Below are 20,435 nucleotides of genomic sequence, written 5' to 3'. Positions count from 1 at the left end.
TCATTCAGATGTCGCCGCGGCGGGCTCCGGGTCCGCTTCGGGTTCCGGCAGCGGCAGCAGCGTGATGGCCACCCAGCCGATCCCGACCCCGATAAGCACCGCCAGGATCGGCGCGCCGGTGACGAAGAGGATGATGATCAGGAACGCCGCGACCGGCTTGCCCCAGCCTGCGACCACAGCGGCCGCCATGCCCGTCCCCGTGGCCCGCAGCAACGCTATGAAGCTAGGCGAGGTCGATGACGGTTGGGTGGTTCCGGCCAACGCAATCGATGGGCTGCATTCCTCGGAGAAGGCGCTGCTGATGGCCATTGATCGCGACGGTGTGGTGCTTGCGGCTGTCCGGGCTATGGCAAGCCAAACGATTCATTCACCATCGAGTCGGCGTGGGGCCGGACGGCGAGACCACCTGCAAAGCCGCCTCCGCGAACCTGCCGGCCTACCCGTACGCCTTGGAAGCGATGACCAAACTTATCGAAGAGCAGAGCATGAAGCGCGAGGAAATCGCCGTCACCACCGGGCCGATGGGAAACGAATTCGCGGTGATCTCAGGCACCTGCAGCGGCGGCCGAATAGATTGGGCTGAAGACCAAGACCAACACCGCCACCCCCGGGGCGCCTTACCCGCGCTGATCTCCGACCCGGGTGCCCGCAAGGGAAGCAATCTGTTCTACACCAGCTGGTACGTGTCGAGTGGGAACCCGATGGGGACGTTCTCGATCCTGCGCACCGATAACCTCTCGAACTACGGCAACCGGTCGGTCCCTGAATTAGATGGCATCGTCAACAAGCCGCTGGGCGCGATGGATTCTTGGAGCGTTTCATTAGGGCAGTAGAAGCGCAGAAAACCACCTACGCGCACATTCCCTGGCTGCCGTGGTAGTCGTCGCCAAGCAGCATCGGGCACCGATAGGAAATGGATTAGCAACAGCCTCCGGATCCGCACGAATCCGGCAGGCTGCTACCTTCAATGCGAGTCGGATTGCGGGTCACTGCCAGTAGCGGACGATGATAGAGGGCCCGACTTCGCGTTGAACGTCTTTGGCCAGTCGATGGCCGGTCTGTGTCCACCGCCGAACGTCGAATCCCATGCGCCAGCCGTGATCCCAATGCATGTGCTCCTGGAATTGGGTATTCCACTGCGAAAGCCGGGCGCAGAGGGTGTCGGACAGGCCGTAGTCCTCCGGGACCTGCATGCCGCATTCCCACAGCGGCCATTCGGCACCGTAATCGCAAAAGATCCGGAGGAGCCTTTGGTCCTCGCAGGGTATTTGGTTACTCATCTCCAAAGCCTACGCTGGCCGACCGTGACTAGGAGTGACAGAATGCTCCCGGTCAGGGGGATGCTGAGGCAAGATGCTTGGCGCTCTCGAGGATCACCCTTGCGCCGGCCACGCCCTGACCGAAAAGCAGCGCGAGGCCATCGGCTGGGATATGCTGCACAAGCTGCCCGAGTTGACCGTCCTGGAAATGGCCAAGAAGAAGCCGCTGCCGTTCCCTCCGGAACCGGCGGCTTGGCTAGGGGTTAAGATGATGACTTCGGCCATGGCGCGCGCTGATCGCCGCGAAGGCAAGCGGGGACTGCTCCTGCGAACCATGGATGCTATTGGAATGGGATTTGATTCATGAGCGAAAACACCACCGTCTTCGAGATCGGGGCGAACACCCGCAGCGTCGACGCACTGTCCGTTGAACTGGCCCACGAGCCGGTGCCTGCGGAGCAGTCGCTGGCCGGGGACCCGACCACCGCCGCCGAATCGCTGGGCGAGATCTTCGGCGCCGAGTTCGGCCTGTGGGAGATGAGCGCCGGCACGATGAGCGATGTCGAGGCCGAGGAATTGTTCATTGTGCTGTCGGGCACCGCGAGCGTCACGATCCATCCGGTCAATGGCTTCGAGGAGCAGACCGTGAACCTGGTTCCGGGCAGCATCTGCCACCTGCGCGAGGGCATGAACACCACCTGGGTGCTTGAGGCACCGCTGCGCAAGATGTACCTGGCGAAGTAACCTCCGGCAGACCCGCAGCAGGCGGTGAAATGAACAAAAATTTTGTTCATTTCACCGCCTGCTGCTTTTTCGGCATTCCCAAACGCGGCCGACGGATCTAGCCTGAAATCCCTGCCGGCGTTGAGGAGCGGGAAAATGTCAGTGAACAAGGAAACGGTCCAAAAATACATCGACGGATTCAACAAGAACGACCATACCCAGATCCTGGCCTGTCTGACCGAGGACATCGTCTGGACCGTCTTCGGGCATTTCCGCCTCACCGGCAAACAAGCCGATGATGCCGCCATAGAGAACGAGGACTTCACCGGATATCCGCTGCTGCGCATCGTGCGCATGGCCGAGGAGGACGACACAGTCATGGCGGAGATCCACGGTGAAACCCACCGAGCCAATGGAGAGCAGTTGCGCATGACCATGGGAGAGGTCTTCGTCATGCGCTAGGGGCTGATCTGCGAGCGCCGTGCGTTCGTGATCAACCTTGAGGAGAACGACTACAAATGGCTCTTGAAATGCTGTGCAGGAGTAGGACGCGCACTTCATTCGCTGCGGACTACTGCGGACAATGAGATGCCCGGGCCGTCGGAGGAGACAACAGCCCGGTCAGACTCATGAGGTGCTCTAGGCGTTAGCCGCCACCACCTGCGGCCACCATGAAGGCTGGGTCCACAAATCAAGCTCGGCTTCCAGTGCGAAGCCCAGGGCGAAGACCATGACTTATTCTAGGTGCGTCCCCCGATCTGCACGCCGGTGGACACTTCTTCGGGCATGACACCGGAATTGCGCAGGGCGTTTGCCGCCGCACGGGTATCCGCCCAGATTGATGGTCGGCTCGACCTCGACGGTGCGCTGCACCACGGCATCCAGCAGTTCAACAGGAGACAGTTCCTTGATGCGGAAGGGCTCGGCGGCCATGGCTGCGGTCAGATGGTGCAGTCGAATTCGCGGGGAAAAGCGGAGAATCAAGTCCTTTCTGCCTGAGGCTAGGCTCCCATCGACTTCCAGGACAGCGATATTGTCAATCCTGTTGAGTTGTTGCTGAAACATGCCGAGGGTGGGGCGACCAAAAAGTGCCCCACCACGGCAGTTGGGGGTCTACGATGGTGGGGCACATGCGGGGAAGATCAGGCGCGGGGCTTGCGCTCCCGACGTTCCTGGAGCAGCGCCTGGCGCAGCTCGGTATCGGCAGCGACGTCCGCTGCCGTGCCGGCCAGCGCCACCGCGGCGTCAAGCACCGCCTGGTCGGCGCCGGCCGAGCAGGTCTCCGCGGCGAACGCGGCGGTGTGCGGCATGCCGACCGCGTCCAGCACGGCAATCACCGGGTGGATCGCCGGCAGGTACTGGGACACGTTGCCCATGTCGGTGGAGCCTCCGCCGGTGCTGCCTGCCGGAAGCTGCAGCAGGTTCCTGCCGGTGGCACGAAGGGAGTTGTTCCAGCGGGAAAGGATGCGCTCGTCCTGCAGCACCGGAAGGTAGGCGGGGCAGGACTGCTCCCAGTCCATCTCGCAGCCGCTGGCCAGCGCCGCGCCGTGGCAGGCGCGCAGCACCTTGTCCTTGACCTCCTGCTGCAGCGCGGCGTCGTGGGCGCGGACCTCGATCTCCAGGCTGGCCTGCGCCTGGATCACGTTGGTCACGGCCTTGGTGGGTAGTACCACTGCGTTGATGCGGATGCCGTCGGGCAGCTGCTGGCGCAGCAGGCCGATGGCCACCTGGGCGATGGTCGCGGCATTGGAGGCGTTAACCCCGTGCGAGGGTGCGGCCGCTGCATGGGAGGCGGTGCCGGTGAAGTGGACCTTGAAGCGGTCGCAGCCCTGCGAGGAGGTGCCGGTGCAGTCGATGTCCATGCCCGGGGTCGGGTGCACCATGATGGCGAAGTCCACGTCGTCGAAGGCCCCGGCGCGCAGCATCAGTTCCTTGCCGCCGCCGTCTTCCTCGGCCGGGGTGCCCAGCAGCACCACACGCAGGTCCAGCTCCTCGGCCACCTGCGCCAGCGCCAGCGCGGCTCCGACGGCGCCGGAGGCGATGATGTTGTGCCCGCAGGCGTGCCCGATGCCAGGCAGCGCATCGTATTCCGCGCAGATGCCCACCGTCAGCGAACCGCTGCCGAATTCAGCACGCAGGCTGGTCTCCAGATCGAAGCCGCCGAGCTGCACATTGAAGCCAGCCTGTTCCAGCGGGGCAGCGACGCGGGCCACGGAGCGGTGTTCGTTGAACGCGATTTCCGGGTCGGCATGCAGGGCCGCGGACAGGCCCAGCAGGGTTTGGCTGTGTGTTGCCACGGCCTGCTGCAGGCGCTGTGCGGTGGATGAAGCGGGGGCCAGTTCCATGGGTTATTCTCCTTCGGCCGCTGCGGCCGCTACGGGGGTCGACTCCGCCGGGGCGCCAGCGGGCGTGGGGGTGTCGCGGAAGCGCAGGGCCAGCAGGGCCACTCCCAGGGACAGCACGGCGCAGATGATCCAGACGGCCACGTAGGTGCTGTCGGCCGACACCGTGCTCGAGGTGCCGTCCACCGTGACGGTCACCAGTGCCGAGGACATCACCAGGGCGAACACGGCGCCGGAGACCGAGCCGGAGGCGGTGCGGGTGGTGTTGTACAGCGCGGAGGCGATAGCCACCGAATCAGCCGGGGACTTGCGCACCACGATGGCCGGCAGCAGGCCGAGGATCAGGCCGTTGCCGAAGGCGCCGATGGCCATGGACACCATGAAGGCCGTGGCGTTGTCCGCCATCAGGATCATGCCGCCGAAGGACAATGCGGAAAGCACCGAGCCGGCGATGATCGCGGCACGCGCACCGATCTTCGAGCCGATGCGGTCGGCTTGGGTGGTGCCGATGAACGTCATCAGCGCCAGCACCAGGAACAGCAGGCCGATGGCCGAGCTGCCCAGCCCCAGGCCGAAACCGTAGGTGTTCGGGTCGGTCATGATGAACAGCGACCCGGCGGTCTGCGAACCGAACATCTGGGCGCCGAAGAACGCCGCGGCGACAATCGGCAGGCCGATGCCGGTGCCGGTGAGCACCTTCAGGTCGATCAGCGGGTAGGCCACGCGGCCTTCCACGCGCACCCAGAGCACCAGCAAGACCAGGCCGCCGATAATGGTGCCCCACGTGGCGGCCGAATCCCAGCCCCAGGTCGCGGCGTTGGAAATGCCCAACAGGGCGGACAGCAGGCCCGCGGTCAGCAGCACGGCGCCGGCCCAGTCGATCGTTCCGGCCGTGCGGGTGCTGGACTCGGGAACCAGCCAGGCCACCACCGGGATGCACAACACCAGGAACAGCGCCGGCGCCAGCAGCACCAGGGTCAAGTCGTCAAAAGCGGACAGCAGTACGCCGGAGAACATGGCGCCCAGCGCGCCGCCCAGGGTCAAAGCGCCCACGAGCTTGCCGATGCTGCGCCCGGCCGACCCCTCGTCGCGGCTGCGCACAATCGCGAATTCCAGCGGGAGGAAGGCGCCCAGCGGGGCCTGCAGCGCGCGGCCAACCAGCAGCCAGGTGAAGCTCGGAGCAAAAGCCACCAGCAACGAACCGGCCGCGACCAGGCAGACCGTGATCAGCAGCATCTTCTTGTGCCCGTACAGGTCCCCGAGCTTGCCGATGATGGGCACGAACGCAACAGTCATCAGCAAGTAGATGACCATGACCCAGTTCAGGGCCGCGGCTTCCACACCGAAATCCGAGCCGATACGGGAGAGCAGGGGAGGGAACCAGCCTTGCAGCAGGCCGGAACCGAATTCCATGACGATCAGGAAGCCGACGGCTCCGCCGGCCACCTTCCTGGTGGTGCGAGTTGTTGATGACATCTGATGATCCGATACTTCAATGAAGGCAGCGAGTTGTTCGAGCCGAGATAAAGCTATAAATACCTGCCGAGTTTCTAAGCACTATGCTTGAAAGTAGACGATATAGGAGTCATGTTGCAGGATTATTCGGTTGATGCCCTCGATCTGCGGATTATTAACGCCCTGCAAATCCGCCCGCGAGCCCCGTGGACCCAGCTTGCCCCGATCCTCGGCGCGGATGCCGCGACGCTGAACCGGCGCTGGCAGCAGCTGGCCGACCATGGCCTCGCCTGGATCACCACCTTCGACTGGAACGCCTGGGAAGCGGCGGCGCTGGTGGAGATCAACTGCCACTCCGGAGCCAACACCCAGGTCGCGCTCGCGCTGGCCGAATCCCCGGAAGCCATCGCGGTCGACCTGACCGCCGGCGGTCGCGACATCGTGGCAACCGTCGCGGCGCGTGATTCGCACGCGCTGGGAAAGTACCTGCTCGACGAGCTGCCCAAGGTACCCTCCGTGGCCTCGGTGCGCAGCCACCCCATCGCCCGCACCCTCATCGACGGAAGATCATGGCGGGTGCGCGCACTGGACGCCCACGAAAGCGCGCGCATTGCGGGCCTTCCGCTGCCTGCCACCAGCCGTTCCGCGACCCGCAACCCGGAGCTCGAACGGGCAATGCTGGCCCTGCTGAATCGGGACGGCCGAGCCAGCGCCACCAGGATCGCCTCCGAACTGGACCAGAACCCGCGGCATATCCGTGAGCTGCTGGCCTTGATGCAACGCAGCGGATCGCTTATCCAACGCACGGATTTGGCCAGGTCACGCTCGGGATGGCCGGTCAGCGCCTGGCATTTCATGCGCGTCCCGGCCACCAAGCTGGAGGGAATCGCCGGCAGGCTGGAAAACCTCCCTGAGGTCCGTCTGGTGTCCCACACCGTGGGGCCGCACGATGTGATCATGGACGTCTGGCTCAAGGACCTGGGCCAAGTGCAGCGGCTGGAGCAGGCCCTGGAAATCCGCCTGTCCGGTTTGGCCATCAGCGACCGGTCGGTGGTGCTGCGCACCGTCAAGCAGATGGGCCAGATTCTCGATGACCAGGGCCGCTCGATGGGGCGCAGTCGTCTTTAGCGCGGGACCTCGGGCAGCTGCAGATCGCTCAGGGCTCCGTGCGCAGCACCCGCAGCAGGCAGCGTTCGGCAGGATCCAGGTGATGGCGGGTCTTCAGCTGCCGGTACGAACGGCGCAGCCGGTCCAGCCGCTCGGGTTCCTCGCACAACAGCAGGACCCTTGGATCGACATAGGACTCCCGGGCGATCGTCGGCGTATTGCCGAGCTTCGCGGCCGCTGTTTCCACCGCGTGCTTGGCCAGCTGCTCCGGTGCCTGGGCATCGGCGCCCGGGACCTCGAGCAGCGCCTGCAGTGCGCAGCTCGTGCCGCCCCAGGTCCTGAAGTCCTTGGCCGTGAAAGGCCCGTCCATGGCCTGGCGCAGGTAGCTGTTCACCCGATCGGCATCCATGCGGTGCGCATGGTTGTTCTCATCGAGAAATCGGAAGAGCTCGTGGCCTGGCATGTTCTTCAATTCCTCGAGGATGCGCATCAACTTGGGATTGCTCACGCGAATGGACTGGGGCTGCCCCGATTTTCCGGTGAACTCCAGCTTCAAGGATGCGCGGGCCGGCTTGACGTGCTTGCGGCGCAGGGTCGTGGCTCCGAAGGAGACGCCTGCACCGGAGCGGGCCGGCGTTCCGACCCGCAGCAGATGCTCGTCGATGAGCGCGATGACCGCCGCCGCAACCTTCTGCTCGTTGGCCGAACGCCGACGGAGGTCCTTGCGCACTTGGGCGCGCAGTTGCGGCAGGGCGGTACCGAACTCCAGCATCCGGGCGAATTTCGCTTCGTCTTGACGAGCCCTGAACACCGGGTTGTAGATCGACTGGGTGCGTCCTGCCGCATCCACACCGACGGCCTGCACCTTGGCCCGCGTGCTGCGTGCAATCCGCACCTGCTTCCACGCCGGTGGAATGGCCAATCCCTTGATGCGGTCCAGCTCCTGCTGGTCCGTAATCCTCTGCGAGTCCAGCTCGTAGTAGAAGCCGCGGCCTGCACCCTTGCGGATGATCGGGAGCCGATCCTTGCGTGTCATGCGCCCCGTCCTCAATGTTGTTCCTGCACTTGGCACTACCCTAGGAAAATCACGAATGCCGGCGGTACGCGGCTCGGCGAATTCCAAGGCGGGACGGGGACTGCGTCCGCTGCCGAAGTTTCCGGCGGATGCGGGACAAGGCATGATGGGAGCATGGAGAATTTATCCGCACCTGCCTGGACCGCCAACTACCAGCCCGGCGTTCCCGCCGAAATCAAGCTGCCCACCGAATCTCTGAGCCACATGTTCGAACGCTCGGTGCTCGAAGCCGGGTCCAGCCCTGCCACCGAGTTCTTCGGCCGGCGGATGAGCTACAAGGAACTCGGAGAGCAGGTCCAGCGGGCCGCCGAAGGGCTGCGGAATCTCGGCGTGCGCGCCGGGGACCGGGTGGCGCTGATCCTGCCCAACTGCCCGCAGCACGTCATCGCATTCTATGCGGTGCTCCGCCTGGGAGCCGTGGTGGTCGAACACAACCCGCTGTACACCTCCCGCGAACTGCGCCACCAGTTCGAGGACCACCAGGCGCGCGTGGTCATCGCCTGGGACAAGGTGGTCGAGCATGTCCAGGAATTCCCGAAGGACATCCAGATCGACGCAATCGTTGCGGTGAACCTGCTGGAGGCCTTCCCTGCCGTCAAGCGCCTGGCGCTGCACCTTCCGGTGAAGAAGCTGCGCGACACCAGGAACTCGCTGACCACCCGCACCCGCGGCACCCTCGCCTTCAAGGAGCTGCTCAAGGCCTCGCCGCTGGATTCGGCGCATCCGTACCCGAAGGTCCAGGACCTCGCGGTCATCCAGTACACCTCGGGCACCACCGGGCGTCCCAAGGGCGCCATGCTCACCCACTTCAACCTGTACTCTAACGCCCTGCAGGGCGAAGCCTGGATGCACGGGGCGCAGGAGCGCAAGGAAATCCTCTATGCGATCCTGCCGATGTTCCATGCCTTCGGGATGACCCTGTACCTGACCTTCGGCATCAAGAAGCAGGGCCTGCTGGTGCTCTTCCCGAAGTTCGACCCGGACATGATCCTGGACGCGTGGAAGAAGTCCCCGGCCAGCGTGTACTGCGCGGTGCCGCCGATCTACGAGCGCACCGCTCTGGCCGCCAAGGAGCGCGGCATGTCCTTGGCCAGCGCCAAGTACTGCATTTCCGGCGCGATGAACCTCCCGGACCACGTGGTGGAGCTGTGGGAATCGATGTCCGGGGGCCTGCTGGTCGAGGGCTACGGAATGACCGAGTCCTCGCCGGTGGCCATGGGCAACCCGTTCCATCCAAGCCGCCATGCCGGCACCATCGGGGTGCCGTTCCCTTCCACCTTGATGAAGGTTGTCGACGTGGACGACCCGAGCCGCGAAGTGGCGCAGGGCGAGCCTGGCGAGCTGCTGATCAAGGGGCCGCAGGTCTTCCGGGGCTACTGGAACAACCCGGAGGAAACCGCGAAAACCCTGACGGCGGACGGCTGGCTGCACACCGGCGACGTGGTCGCGGTGGACGAGGCGGGCTTCGCCACAATGGTGGACCGCGCCAAGGAACTGATCATCACCGGCGGTTTCAACGTGTCGCCGACCGAGGTTGAAATCGCGCTGCGCCAGCATGCGGACGTCGCCGACGCCGCCGCCTTCGGAAAGCCGCTGGCCCGCGGTGGCGAGATGGTGGTTGCCGCCGTCCAGCTGGAAGAGGGCGCGGCCCTGGACGAGGACGCGCTGCGCGAGCACTGCCGCGAGCTGCTGGCCGCCTACAAGGTTCCCAAGCGCATCCTCGCCATCGACGAGATGCCACGCTCGATGCTGGGCAAGATCCTGCGCAAGCAGGTCAAGGACGGTCTGGTCGATTCCATCTGAGGCAGGCCCATCGAGGGGATAGCCAAGAGCAGCAACCCTGCGGTCCTGCTGCGCTATCCCTCCAGCAGCCGCAGGCTGGTTTGGCAGCTCAGCGCTTACGGATCTTGACCTTGAAGTATTCTTCGGCCCACTGCTCGCTCTCCAGCTGGCTGTCATCGCCATCCAGCCAGCTGTGGATCAGCTGGACCAGCCGTTGTGCCGATATTACGGTGCACACGCGATGCAGGCCGGGTCGGGAGTAGTTCCACCACTCGAAGGTGAATTCCTGACCGGACTCCCAGTAGGTTTGCACGAATTCCGGGTGCTGCACTCCCGGCCGGGGCTTGGCAATGGTCAGGAACGGGGTTCGCAGGTGGGGCAATCGATTGATCCAATAGCCCAAGTGCTCGGCGGTGATGCTGTCCCAGCGGTACGAGGAAGAACTGATGTCCAACCCTCGATAGATCGTCGTTCCATCAGCGCTGGTGGAGGTGTGCATGGTTGTTTCGATCCGAGCTGTGGGGGAAGGGTATTCAGCAGATGAGGCTTTCCGGAGCAATGTGCGCAACGAATTCAGCATGTGGAATATGGCTCCTTGTCAGCTCGCTGAGCTGTTCTTCGATGTCGTCAATCCAGTCTCGGTGGATTTCGGGGGTGTATCCGGGCTCGGAATGGGCATGCACGCTAAGCTGTGGCGCGGTGCCCTGCATCCAGACTCCCACATGGTCATCCAGGTCGGAACGCTGCACCAAATCGATCAGGCGTCTTGCGACGTCCAGCTGTTCCTGATCTGTGCGCAGGGCCGTGACGCAGAATTTGATTGCGATTGAATCGTTCATCGTTCGATCTCCTTTCCTGATTGGCCGAAGCCAAGCAGCTAGAACTCATGTCTCTCCTATGGCTAGCTCCACATGCCGCCGCGCAAGTGGGCGGCCGGAAACCCGCTAGCGAAGCCGCGGCATTGCCGAGAGCAGTGACTTGGTGTACTCATGCTGAGGGTCCCCGAAGATCTGCGCGGTATCTGCCTGCTCCACGATCCGCCCCCGGGTCATCACCGCGACCCGGTCGCTCATGTGCTCGATGACCGACAGGTCGTGGGAAATGAACAGGTAGCTGGTTCCCGTTTCCTGCTGGATGCGGTCCAGCAGGTCAAGCACCGTCGCCTGGATCGACACGTCCAGGGCGGATACCGGCTCGTCGAGCACCAGCACCGCGGGTTTGGGAGCCAACGCCCGGGCGATGGCCAGGCGCTGGCGCTGGCCGCCGGACAACTCGCGCGGGTTGCGCGAGGCGAGCGCGGGATCAAGTTCCACCTGCTCCAGCAGCTGCTCCACCCCATCGCGGTATCCGCCGTCCGCGCGCTTGGACTTGCCCTCGCTCAGGGCATCGGTAAGCAGCTGGCCTGCCGTGTAGCGGGGGTCGAAGGAGCCCAGCGGGTTCTGGTAGATCGCGCCCATGGCACGGCGCAGCTCCCGGCGCTCGGATTCCTTGCCCGGGGCGAAGTCTCGGCCCAGCAGCTGGACCTGCCCGGAGTCGGGTTTTTGCAGTCCCAGCACGATGCGTGCGGTGGTGGTTTTCCCGGACCCGGATTCTCCCACGATGCCCAGCGTGGTGCCGCGGGGCAGCTCGAAGGACACCGAGTCCACGGCCTGGTGGCTGCCGAAGGACTTACCCAGATTGTGCGCGCGCAACGCCAGCGTCGGGTCCTCGGCATTGACGGCAGCGGCCGCGGGCGCGGCGTGAGCCGAGGAAGCGGAGAGCGGGACAAAGCGCGGGATTCCAGAGGGAACCGCCCGCAGCAGCGTGCGCGTGTACTCGTGCTGCGGATCTTCCAGCACCCGGGCGGCGGTCCCGTGCTCCACGATCTTCCCGCGGCGCATCACCGCGATCTCATCGGCAAGGTGAGCGACCTGGGCCAGGTCGTGGCTGATCATCAGCACCGCGCGGCCCTGTTCCTTCAGCTCGCGCAGCTGCTCCAGCACCAGGGCGGCCAGTTTCGAATCCAGCGCGGTGGTCGCCTCATCGGCAATGACCACCTGCGGGTTGCCGATCAGCGCCTGGGCGATCAGCGCGCGTTGGCGCATGCCGCCGGACAGTTCGGTGGAACGCTGCCGCGCGCGCAGTTCGGGATCCGGCATATGCACCCGCTGAAGGATCTCGATGACCCTGGCGTGGCGCTCGGCGCGGGAGTTCGAGCCGTGGACCTTCAACGCGTCGCCGATTTCCCGGCCCACCGGGCGCAACGGGTCCAGCGCCGTCAGCGCGTCCTGCAGGATCATGGACACCGCGTTGCCGCGAATGCCCTGCCATTCCCGGTCGCGCAGCGCCAGGCCGTCGTGGCCGCAGATCCGCAGCGTCTTGGCGGTGACGGTTCCGCCGGACAGCCCCAGCAGGCTGCGCGCGGTCACTGACTTGCCCGACCCGGACTCGCCGACCAGCGCCAGGGCGCGTCCCGCGGACAGGGTGAAGGAGACGTCCTGCACCGCAACGTCGGCGCCGAAGCTGACCGAGAGGTTGGAGACCGTGAGCAGCGGTGCGGGCTCCTGCCGGGAAGGGTGGGACTCGGTGCTCATATGGTTCTGGCCTTTCCGCCCAGGGCTCGGCCGATCAGGGTGGCGCCGGCGGCCACTACCACGATGGCCAGACCCGGGAACAAGCTCATCCACCACGCCAGGTGCAGGTAGGTGCGCCCCGCCGAGAGCATCGCGCCCCATTCGGGTGCCGGCGGGGGAGTTCCCAGCCCCAGGAAGGACAACGCCGCGGCCCAGATGACGGCCTGGCCGATACCCAGGGTGACCAGGGCGAGCAGCGGCTTGAGTGCGTTGGGCACCAGGTGGTTGCGGATCTTCAGCCAGGTGCCGCGGCCCAGCACGGTGGCAGCTTCGAGCATTTCGGAATTCTTCAGCGTACGGATCTGGCTGCGCACCAGCCGCGCGTAGCCCGGTGCGGTGGACAAGCCCACCGCAATGATGGCAGGTCCCACGCCGGGGCCGGTGAACGCGATGATCAGCAGCGCCAGCAGCAGCGAGGGGATGGAGTACAGTGCTTCGAGCACCCGCAGGATGATGCCGTCCAGCCAGCGCGGCGCCATGGCGGCCAGGGTGCCCAGTACGATGGCCAGACCCATGCCCACGGCGGTGGCGGCCAGACCGATGAACAGCGAGTCTCCGGCGCCGTGGATGACGCGGGTGTAGATGTCCCGCCCGGATTCGTCGGTGCCGAACACGTGCTCGGAGCCCGGAGCCTGGAATGCCTGCGCCGGGTTGATGGCCAGCGGGTCGCCTGGAGCGATCAGCTGCGGGGCCAAGGCGGTCAGCGCCCAGAACGCGATGAACAGCCAGGCGAGGATCTTTGACAGCCGGCTCATGAGGCGGCTCCCGCCGGGTCGATGGCGCGCTCCACTGCTTCGGTGAGTGCCATGACCAGGATGTAGACCAGCGCGGAAAACAGCGCCAGGCCGGTGACCATGGGGATGTCGCGGGCCAGCACCGCGGAGAGCAGCGAGCGTCCCAGCCCGGGGCGGGCGAAGATCACCTCGACCACCACCGCGCCGGACAGCAGGGAGGAAAACGCCCATCCTGTCAGGTTCAGCGCCGGCAGCGAGGCATGGCGCAGGCCGTGGCGCCAGAAGACCGCCAGCCGGCTTTCGCCGCGGGCCCGGGCCGCCAGCGCGAACTGGCTGGACATCGCAGTGGCCAGGGAGTCGCGCATCAGCTGGGTGAGGAATCCGGCCAGCGGCAGCGCCAGGGTCAGCACCGGCAGCACCAGTCCGGCGCCGGTGCCGTTGTCCACCGCAGGCAGCCAGCCCAGGGCGGAGGAGAAAACCATGATCAGCACCGCGCCGAGCCAGAAGTGCGGGACGGCGGCTGCTACGATCTCCACCATGCTGCCAAGCCAGGCGCCGAAGCGGTTGGCCCGCATGGCCAGCGCGGCGAAGAGCAGCGCCAGCAGCCAGGCGGCTGCCAGCGCCAGCAGGGCCAGGGTGATGGTCTTGGGCAGCACCTCGGCCATCACCTCGGTCACCGGGCGTTTGAGTGCGTAGGAGGTGCCGAAGTCCAGCTGGGCCAGCTTGCCCAGGAACATCAGGTACTGCACGGGCACCGGCTGGTCCAGGCCGAACTCGGCGCGGGCGGCGGCCAGCGCCTCGGCCGAGGCCTGGGAGCCGGGCCCGCCCATGATGGCTTCGGCCGGGTCGCCGGGGATCAGGCGGATGCCGATGAAGATGGCGGTGGCCACCAGCCACAGCACCACCAGCGCCCCGCCGATCTTCCGGACGGCCCAGCCGAGTGTTCCCATTCGCGTGCTACTCGGCCAGGAACACGTCGGTGTAGACCGGGGAGGACACCGAAGTGGTGGCTCCCATGTTCTTGACCTGCGCACCGTACAGGAAGTGGTTCTGCTGGTCGTACAGCGGCAGCACGTAGTAGCCTTCCAGCACCATCTTCTGCGCCTGGGCGTAGAGGTCCGCGCGCTGCGCCTCGTCGTTGGTCTGCTCGGCGTCGGTCAGCAGCTTGTCCAGTGCAGGGTTCTTGACCTGGGCGTTGTTGGCGAAGTAGCCGGAGGGGGCCGGGACGGTGGAGTCGGAGTGGTAGAGGATGCGCAGCACGGACGGGCCGACCTTGGTGTACGGGGCGGAGACCAGGTCGTAGTTGTGCTCGGCCAGCGCGCCGTACCAGCTGGACAGGTCCAGCAGCTGAATCTTCACTTCGAAGCCCACGGCCTTCGCCGAAGCCTGGAACTGCTCGAAGAGCGACTGCTCGGCCGGGACCGACTGGTTGGTGGATACCGGGAAGACCACTGACAGGCGCTTGCCGTCCTTGGAGCGGTAGCCGGCCGAGTCGCGCTCGGTCCAGCCTGCCTCGTCGAGCAGGGAATTGGCCTTGGCCGGATCCGTGGTGAACAGCGATTGATCGGAGATGCCCAGTGGTTCCACGCTGGAGAGCAGCGAGTAGCTGCGCTTGGCGGTGTCGAAGAACAGCGAGGTGATGCCGGCGTTGACGTCCACCGAGCGGATGAACGCCTCGCGCACCTTGGCATCGTTGAACGGGGCCTTGGAGCTGTTCAGCTCGATGCGGTTGGAGGCGCCCGGACGCGGGGCGTCCAGATGGCCCAGCGGGCCGCCCTGCGCGGCGGTGGCGATGGTGTCAGGCTGGGCGTTGTCGATCACGTCGACCTCGCCGGAGGCCAGCGCCGCGTAGCGGGTGGCGGCTTCGGGGATGAAGCGCCAGGTGATGCCGTCTAGGTAGGCGGTGGGCTGCGTGCGGGAAGCATCGGCCACCGGCGGCACGTAGTCCTCGTTGCGCACCAGGTTCACCGCCTGCTGGTGCTCCCAGGATTCGACCTTGAACGGTCCGGTGCCCACCGGGGAGGCGCAGTTGGTGGCCTGGTCGCGCTCCAGCGCGGTGGGGGATTGGATGGCGGTCCACGGCATGGACAGCGATTCGAGCAGCGCGTTGTCCGGGGCGGAGAGCTTCAGCTCGGCGGTGCGCTCGTCGACGACCTTGATCTGGTCCACCTTGCCCACGGCCAGGTAGCCGGTGGAGGAGGCGGTGTCCGGGTCCTGCAGGTGCTCGATATTGGCCTTGATGGCCTCGGCGGTCAGCTTGGTGCCGTCGGTGAAGCTGATGCCCTCGCGCAGGGTGATGGTGCGGGTCAGCCCGTCCTCGGAGACCTCGGTGGATTCGGCCAGCCATGGGATGATCTTGCCTTCGGAGTCCTTGGTGAACAGGGACTCCAAGTATTGGCTGGCCACCAGGGCCTGCGGGTAGTTTCCGCCGACGTGAGGGTCCAGGCAGCTTGGCTCCGCGTCGCCGGAGGCGTAGACCAGGGTGCCGCCGGCCACCGGGGTGGCGTCCTGGGTGGACTCGGTTCCCGCTGTGGAGGAGCATCCGGCCAGGACGATCGATGCGATGCCGAGGGCCGCGGCGCTGGAGAGCAGGCGGCGGGCGCGCTGGTTTCTTTGCATGGGCTGAAACTTACCTCATTAAGTGGATGGGAGATGACCATCTACCACCCTAGCCACCCGGGCCTATCGGCGACACTTCTGGTGACGGGTGAACCGGCCAATGCGATCCAGTTCACACCCCGGGGCGGCAGGCGGTCGCGGCCGCGAACTACTTTTCGCTGGCCACGGTCATGCGGCGGTTAGCATGCGCCGGGGTCTCGATCTCGTCCAAGATCGCCACGGCGAAGTCCTGAGTGGAGACGAAGTCGCCGGCCGGCGAATCGGTGCCCAGGGTGTAGCTGCCGGTGCGGGAGCCCGGGGCGATAACCGGTGCCGGGGCGGCCACGGTCCAGGTGATGCCGGAGACCGAGGTGAACATGTCGTAGACCTCCGCGCAGGTCAGGGCCTCGGCCTTGTACTCTTCCGGGAAGCCGTCGGTGTCGACCAGACGCACGCCGTCGACCTCGGTCGCGCCGGCGCCGCCGACCACGATCAGCCGGGCGTCGGTCAGGGTCTCGGTGATTTCCTCGAAGGCGTCCAGGTAGTCCTGGTGGTCCCCGCCGGTGCGCGATGGCGGCACGGCAATGACGATGACGTCGTTTTCCTTGCCCAGCTGGCGGTAGGTCGAGGTGTTGCCAAGGTCGGCGGCCACGGCGGTGGCTCCGTCAACTTCCTTGCCCGAGCGGGTGACCGCGGTGAGCTCGTGGCCGCGGGTGGCGGCCTCGGCGATGATCTGGCTGCCGACCATGCCGGTGGCTCCGTAGACTGCGATCTTCATGGAGAGTCCTTTCGTTGCTGGTGAATTCAGCTCAATGGTATCTTTTAGATACTGGCTACTACAACGAAACTAGGTTTCCCCATGGAAAGCGACCGGGATTTCAACGTGTTCGTGCAGGGCTGCCCCTCGCGTGAAATCATGCAGCGACTGGGCGACAAGTGGACTCCGCTGGTGCTGCTCGCGCTCGCCGGAGGGCCGCAACGTTTCTCCGCGTTACGCCAACGCATCGGTTCGGTGACCCCCAAGGTGCTGACCAGCACGCTGCGCACCCTCGAGCGCGACGGCCTGCTGCTGCGCACCGTCACCGCCCAGGTGCCGGTGCGCGTGGACTACGAACTCAGTGACCTGGGCCGCAGCCTGCTGGGTCCCATGGAGACCATCCGGCTCTGGTCGCAGGAACATGTGCCCAGCGTCCTGCGCGCCCGCGAGGAGTTCGACCGCACCCGGGACGATGCCACCCTGTAGCCCAGGATCGCCGCAATTTCGGACCCACAGCCCACTTCATAAGTAAAACTATGGTTCTTGGTAGATAAAAACAGTTTTACGAATGTAACCGTCCTCACGATGATTGAAAGAGTCATCAGTCAGAACGTGAAAGGGCAAATCCCGTGTCCGAACATCTCTCCCCCCGCGTTGTCACCCTGGGGACCGCCGGCGGACCGCGCTGGTGGACCGGTGAGAACGCCGGACGCCGCTCGGGCATCGCCACCGCGGTGGTCGTCGGCTCCGCGGTATACCTGGTCGACGCAGGAACCGGCGTGGGCAACCAACTGATGAAGGCGGGGTTCACCCCCGGGGACCTGCGCGGCATCTTCCTCACCCACCTGCACTCGGACCACACCATCGACCTGGCGTCGCTGGCGATCTTCGGCCTGTTCACCATGGCCCGCGGCAAGCAGCCGGTGCGGATCATCGGCCCAGGCGACCGCGGCGAGCTTCCACCGGTCTCGCCGCGCGCCGTCGTGGCCCCGCAGCCGCTGTTCCCGGCAAACCCCACCCCCGGCACCGCGTCGATGTTCTTCGCGCTGATGCAGGCCTATGCCACGGACCTGAACGACCGCGTGATCGATGCCCTGCGTCCCTCGCCGCTGGACTACTTCCAGGCCAGCGACATCAAGATCCCTGCCGCCGGGGGATACCACCCGAACCAGAACCCGACCCCGCAGGACTTCGAGCCCTTCGAGATCTACCGGGACGAGCTGGTCACGGTGACCGCCACGCTGGTCGAGCACCCGCCGATCGCTCCGGCTTTCGCCTTCCGCTTCGACACGGCCGAAGGCTCGGTGACCATCTCCGGGGACACCGCGCCCTGCGAGAACCTGGTGCGGCTGGCCCGCGGCACCGACCTGCTGCTGCACGAAGCCATCGACTTCGACTGGGTCGAGCGCGCCTACGGCTCGCTGGGCACCGAGGAGGCCGAGGCCTCCATGGACCACCACCGCCGGTCCCACACCTCGGCGCTGCAGGCGATCGACATCGCCGAACGCGCCGGCGCGGCCACCCTCGCGCTGCACCACCTGGTTCCCGGAACCACCCCGGATTCGGTCTGGCATGCACACGCCGGCCAGTTCTCCGGCAGATTCCTCATCCCCAATGATCTGGACGTCATCTCCTTCGCCCGCAAGACCTCTGAAATGGCAGTAGCATGAGTAACACTGTGAAGCACGAGCAAGACCCGGGCCTGCGAGTTCCCAGCCTTTCGTCGCCTGAAATGCGGCGCATCCTGGCTTCGAGCTTTTTGGGCAGCGCCATCGAATTCTACGATTTCATCTTGTATGCCACCGCGGCGTCGCTGGTGTTCAACAAGATCTTCTTCACCAACCTCACCCCGGGCGTCGCGATCTTCGCCTCCTTCGCCACGCTGGCCGTGGGCTACCTGGCCCGCCCGCTGGGCGGCATCGTGTTCGGCCACTTCGGCGACAAGATCGGCCGCAAGGGCGTGCTGATCACCTCGATGGCCATGATGGGCGGCGCTTCGACCCTCATCGGCCTGCTTCCTCCCACCGCGCAGGTGGGCATGCTCGCCCCCATCGCGCTGATCATCCTTCGTGTGGTGCAAGGCCTGGCGGTCGGCGGCGAATGGGGCGGAGCGATGCTCATGGCCCTGGAGCACGCGCCGAAGGAGCGCCGCGGCTTCGCGGCGAGCTTCGCCAACATGGGCGGCCCGGCCGGCGCGGTCCTGGCCACCCTGGCAGTCTCCGCGGTCTCGCTGCTGCCCAACGAGCAGTTCCTGGCCTGGGGCTGGCGCATTCCGTTCATCCTGAGCATCGCGCTGGTCGGCATCGGCCTGGTCATCCGCCTGAAGGTCACTGAGTCCCCGCTGTTCCTGTCCCTGGAGCAGAAGGCCGAGGAGCGCAAGACCCCGATCCGCGAAGTGCTCACCCGCTACCCGAAGTCCGTCGTCCGCGGCACCTTGGTGGGCATGAGCTCCTACACCGTGCAGGGCCTGATGACCGTCTGGGCCATCTCCTTCGTGGTCGACGACCTGGGCATGGACCGCACCAGCGTGCTGAACATCAAGGCGATTGGCGCCGCGCTGACCGTGGTGGGCATCTGGTTCGCCGCCCGCTACTCGGACAAGTACGGCCGCCGCCCGGTCATGATGGTCGGCATCCTGGCCGGTGCGCTGCTGGCCCTGCCGATCATGTTCATGCTGGAACTGGGGCAGCTGTGGATCTTCGCCATTGCCCTGTTCATCGCCAACGGCATTATCCAGGCCAGCATCTTCGGACCCTTCGGCGCATTCACCGCCGAGCTGTTCCCGACCCGCATCCGCTACACCGGAGCCTCGCTGGTCTACCAGCTCTCCTCCACCGTGGGCGCCGGCTTCACCCCGATGATCGTTGCGGGCCTGGTGCTGGTCGCCGGAGGCAACCTGTGGCTGGTCGGCGTGGTCTGGGCCGCGACATTCATCATCGCCGCGCTGGCCATGCGTGGCATGAAGGAAGGCAAGGACGCCGACCTGGAAGCGCAGGACATCTAGGGGCGCGGCGCCCCGTCAAGGGACATCGCCGCCAGCACCCCGAATCAGCCGGGTCGTTCAGGAATTCTCCTGGGCGGCCCGGCTGTCGCGTTCGGCGCCGACCTGTTCGCAGAAATCCAGGAATGCCCGAAGCCGCAGGCTGGGGCGCTTGGTCGCGGTGTAGGCCACGCAGATGTCGCTGTAGCCCACCGGTCCGTCGATCTCCAGCATCGCCAGCGGCAGCCCGTCGTAGCTCACGTTCACCGGCGGGCGCTGCACCAGCACGGTGTAGCCCAGCCCGCGGGCCACCATGCCGCGCACCGCCTCGAAGCTCTGCGAGCTCCAGCGGATCTTCGGATCCAAGCCAGATAAACGCAGGTTCACCAGCTGGTTGTCGCGCACCGTAGGCAGATCCAGGGAGACGAAGTCGTCCTCGGCCAGTTCGGCCAGCTTCACCGAACCGCGCTCGGCGAAGCGATGCGAGGCGGCGACCAGCACGTAGGGGCGCCCGGACATCACCACCCGGTGCTCCACGTCCTCCAGCAGGTGCCGGGTGTGGGTCAGCACGACATCCAGGTGTCCCTGCAGCATGCGTTGCTGCAGCTGCGCGGCATCGCCCTCGATGATCTTCACCTGCAACCCCGGGTTCGGTGCGGTGAACCGCTCGCAGATCACCGGGACCCAGAAGGCGGCCAGCGAGGAATAGCAGCCGATGACCAGCGGGCCGGCGAGCGCCGACTGGCGCTCCATGATCTGGCCTTGGATCTCCTCGGCATGGCGCACCAGCGAGCGGGCATCGTGGAGGAACTCGGTGCCCACCGCGGTGAGCACCACGCCGCGGGCCCGGCTGCGCACCAGCAGCTGGCTGCCGACCACGCGTTCAAGTTCCGCCATGGACTGGCTCATCGCGGCCTGGGAGATGTGGCAGGCCACGGCCGCCGCGGACAGCGAGCCGGCCTCGGCGACCGCGACGAAGTACTGCAGCTGGCGCAGCGTGTAGTTGACCAT

23 protein-coding genes are annotated in these 20,435 nt (G+C 66.0%); 10 read left to right on the top strand and 13 right to left on the bottom strand.

Translation table 11 applies throughout. The features are described from left to right. Entirely contained in the window at positions 1–309 is a 309-nt protein-coding gene (locus C1H84_RS17960; protein WP_146955954.1) for a hypothetical protein, read from the bottom strand. On the opposite strand from C1H84_RS17960, the gene C1H84_RS07530 reads away from it, so the two are divergent. Continuing rightward, a complete protein-coding gene (locus C1H84_RS07530) occupies positions 309–833 on the top strand; it encodes a hypothetical protein (RefSeq protein WP_146955952.1) in 525 nt (174 codons plus the stop codon). The two genes, C1H84_RS17960 and C1H84_RS07530, sit on opposite strands and share 1 nt — an antisense overlap. Before the next feature lie 153 nt (positions 834–986). Here C1H84_RS07530 and C1H84_RS07525 read toward each other — a convergent pair whose 3' ends face one another. Further along, entirely contained in the window at positions 987–1,280 is a 294-nt protein-coding gene (locus tag C1H84_RS07525; RefSeq protein ID WP_047120134.1) for a hypothetical protein, read from the bottom strand. Positions 1,281–1,353: 73 nt separating this feature from the next. Between C1H84_RS07525 and C1H84_RS07520 the strand changes: the two genes are divergently transcribed. From C1H84_RS07520 to C1H84_RS07505, 4 genes are all read left to right on the top strand, one after another. Next, positions 1,354–1,626, top strand: a complete 273-nt coding sequence (locus C1H84_RS07520; RefSeq protein ID WP_053798819.1) for a hypothetical protein — start codon at positions 1,354–1,356, stop codon at positions 1,624–1,626. Next, positions 1,623–2,003 carry a cupin domain-containing protein gene (locus C1H84_RS07515; protein WP_047120132.1) on the top strand — a complete coding sequence of 127 codons (381 nt, stop codon included), beginning with the start codon at positions 1,623–1,625 and terminating at the stop codon, positions 2,001–2,003. The genes C1H84_RS07520 and C1H84_RS07515 overlap by 4 nt, the downstream gene beginning before the upstream one ends. 135 nt (positions 2,004–2,138) lie before the next feature. Further along, on the top strand, positions 2,139–2,444 hold the full coding sequence (locus C1H84_RS07510; protein ID WP_113607009.1) for a nuclear transport factor 2 family protein: 306 nt from the start codon (positions 2,139–2,141) through the stop codon (positions 2,442–2,444). A 324-nt stretch (positions 2,445–2,768) separates the two neighbouring features. Further along, a complete protein-coding gene (locus C1H84_RS07505) occupies positions 2,769–2,981 on the top strand; it encodes a hypothetical protein (protein ID WP_113607008.1) in 213 nt (70 codons plus the stop codon). Positions 2,982–3,124: 143 nt separating this feature from the next. On the opposite strand, the gene C1H84_RS07500 is transcribed toward C1H84_RS07505, so the two are convergent. Next, positions 3,125–4,327, bottom strand: a complete 1,203-nt coding sequence (locus C1H84_RS07500; protein WP_113607007.1) for an amidohydrolase — start codon at positions 4,325–4,327, stop codon at positions 3,125–3,127. A 3-nt stretch (positions 4,328–4,330) separates the two neighbouring features. Further along, positions 4,331–5,800: an MFS transporter gene (locus C1H84_RS07495; RefSeq protein WP_113607006.1), complete on the bottom strand. Its 1,470-nt coding sequence runs from the start codon at positions 5,798–5,800 to the stop codon at positions 4,331–4,333. Positions 5,801–5,911: 111 nt separating this feature from the next. Between C1H84_RS07495 and C1H84_RS07490 the strand changes: the two genes are divergently transcribed. Continuing rightward, positions 5,912–6,907, top strand: coding sequence for an Lrp/AsnC family transcriptional regulator (locus C1H84_RS07490; RefSeq protein ID WP_113607005.1), 996 nt, complete (start codon positions 5,912–5,914; stop codon positions 6,905–6,907). A 28-nt stretch (positions 6,908–6,935) separates the two neighbouring features. On the opposite strand, the gene C1H84_RS07485 is transcribed toward C1H84_RS07490, so the two are convergent. Continuing rightward, entirely contained in the window at positions 6,936–7,922 is a 987-nt protein-coding gene (locus tag C1H84_RS07485) for a DNA topoisomerase IB (protein WP_181728070.1), read from the bottom strand. A 153-nt stretch (positions 7,923–8,075) separates the two neighbouring features. On the opposite strand from C1H84_RS07485, the gene C1H84_RS07480 reads away from it, so the two are divergent. Then, entirely contained in the window at positions 8,076–9,764 is a 1,689-nt protein-coding gene (locus C1H84_RS07480) for a long-chain-fatty-acid--CoA ligase (protein ID WP_113607003.1), read from the top strand. An 88-nt stretch (positions 9,765–9,852) separates the two neighbouring features. Here C1H84_RS07480 and C1H84_RS07475 read toward each other — a convergent pair whose 3' ends face one another. The 7 genes from C1H84_RS07475 to C1H84_RS07445 form a co-directional block, all read right to left on the bottom strand. After that, the gene (locus C1H84_RS07475) at positions 9,853–10,323 is read right to left on the bottom strand and encodes a hypothetical protein (protein ID WP_146955950.1); all 471 of its coding nucleotides are present in this window, start codon (positions 10,321–10,323) and stop codon (positions 9,853–9,855) included. Continuing rightward, the gene (locus tag C1H84_RS07470; RefSeq protein ID WP_047120125.1) at positions 10,277–10,582 is read right to left on the bottom strand and encodes a hypothetical protein; all 306 of its coding nucleotides are present in this window, start codon (positions 10,580–10,582) and stop codon (positions 10,277–10,279) included. Before C1H84_RS07470 ends, C1H84_RS07475 begins: the two co-directional genes overlap by 47 nt. Before the next feature lie 105 nt (positions 10,583–10,687). After that, the gene (locus C1H84_RS07465) at positions 10,688–12,316 is read right to left on the bottom strand and encodes a dipeptide ABC transporter ATP-binding protein (protein ID WP_113607001.1); all 1,629 of its coding nucleotides are present in this window, start codon (positions 12,314–12,316) and stop codon (positions 10,688–10,690) included. Continuing rightward, positions 12,313–13,110, bottom strand: a complete 798-nt coding sequence (locus C1H84_RS07460) for an ABC transporter permease (protein WP_113607000.1) — start codon at positions 13,108–13,110, stop codon at positions 12,313–12,315. Before C1H84_RS07460 ends, C1H84_RS07465 begins: the two co-directional genes overlap by 4 nt. Next, a complete protein-coding gene (locus C1H84_RS07455) occupies positions 13,107–14,039 on the bottom strand; it encodes an ABC transporter permease (protein WP_053798808.1) in 933 nt (310 codons plus the stop codon). The genes C1H84_RS07460 and C1H84_RS07455 overlap by 4 nt, the downstream gene beginning before the upstream one ends. A 7-nt stretch (positions 14,040–14,046) precedes the next feature. Continuing rightward, positions 14,047–15,708, bottom strand: coding sequence for an ABC transporter substrate-binding protein (locus C1H84_RS07450; protein ID WP_113606999.1), 1,662 nt, complete (start codon positions 15,706–15,708; stop codon positions 14,047–14,049). Positions 15,709–15,856: 148 nt separating this feature from the next. Then, the gene (locus C1H84_RS07445; RefSeq protein ID WP_047120120.1) at positions 15,857–16,465 is read right to left on the bottom strand and encodes an NAD(P)-dependent oxidoreductase; all 609 of its coding nucleotides are present in this window, start codon (positions 16,463–16,465) and stop codon (positions 15,857–15,859) included. An 81-nt stretch (positions 16,466–16,546) separates the two neighbouring features. On the opposite strand from C1H84_RS07445, the gene C1H84_RS07440 reads away from it, so the two are divergent. The 3 genes from C1H84_RS07440 (at position 16,547) to C1H84_RS07430 (ending at position 19,448) form a co-directional block, all read left to right on the top strand. Then, on the top strand, positions 16,547–16,930 hold the full coding sequence (locus tag C1H84_RS07440; protein WP_047120119.1) for a winged helix-turn-helix transcriptional regulator: 384 nt from the start codon (positions 16,547–16,549) through the stop codon (positions 16,928–16,930). Between the two features lie 143 nt (positions 16,931–17,073). Further along, entirely contained in the window at positions 17,074–18,114 is a 1,041-nt protein-coding gene (locus C1H84_RS07435; protein WP_053798804.1) for an MBL fold metallo-hydrolase, read from the top strand. After that, positions 18,111–19,448 carry an MFS transporter gene (locus tag C1H84_RS07430; RefSeq protein WP_113606998.1) on the top strand — a complete coding sequence of 446 codons (1,338 nt, stop codon included), beginning with the start codon at positions 18,111–18,113 and terminating at the stop codon, positions 19,446–19,448. The genes C1H84_RS07435 and C1H84_RS07430 overlap by 4 nt, the downstream gene beginning before the upstream one ends. A gap of 57 nt (positions 19,449–19,505) precedes the next feature. On the opposite strand, the gene C1H84_RS07425 is transcribed toward C1H84_RS07430, so the two are convergent. Beyond that, complete coding sequence (locus tag C1H84_RS07425; protein WP_113606997.1) at positions 19,506–20,435, bottom strand: LysR substrate-binding domain-containing protein; 930 nt, start codon at positions 20,433–20,435, stop codon at positions 19,506–19,508.

The organism is Glutamicibacter soli, assembly GCF_003309065.1.
GTDB lineage: Bacteria > Actinomycetota > Actinomycetes > Actinomycetales > Micrococcaceae > Glutamicibacter > Glutamicibacter soli.
Note: the sequence above shows the minus strand (reverse complement) of the source record. Positions and strands in the feature narration are given on the sequence as shown.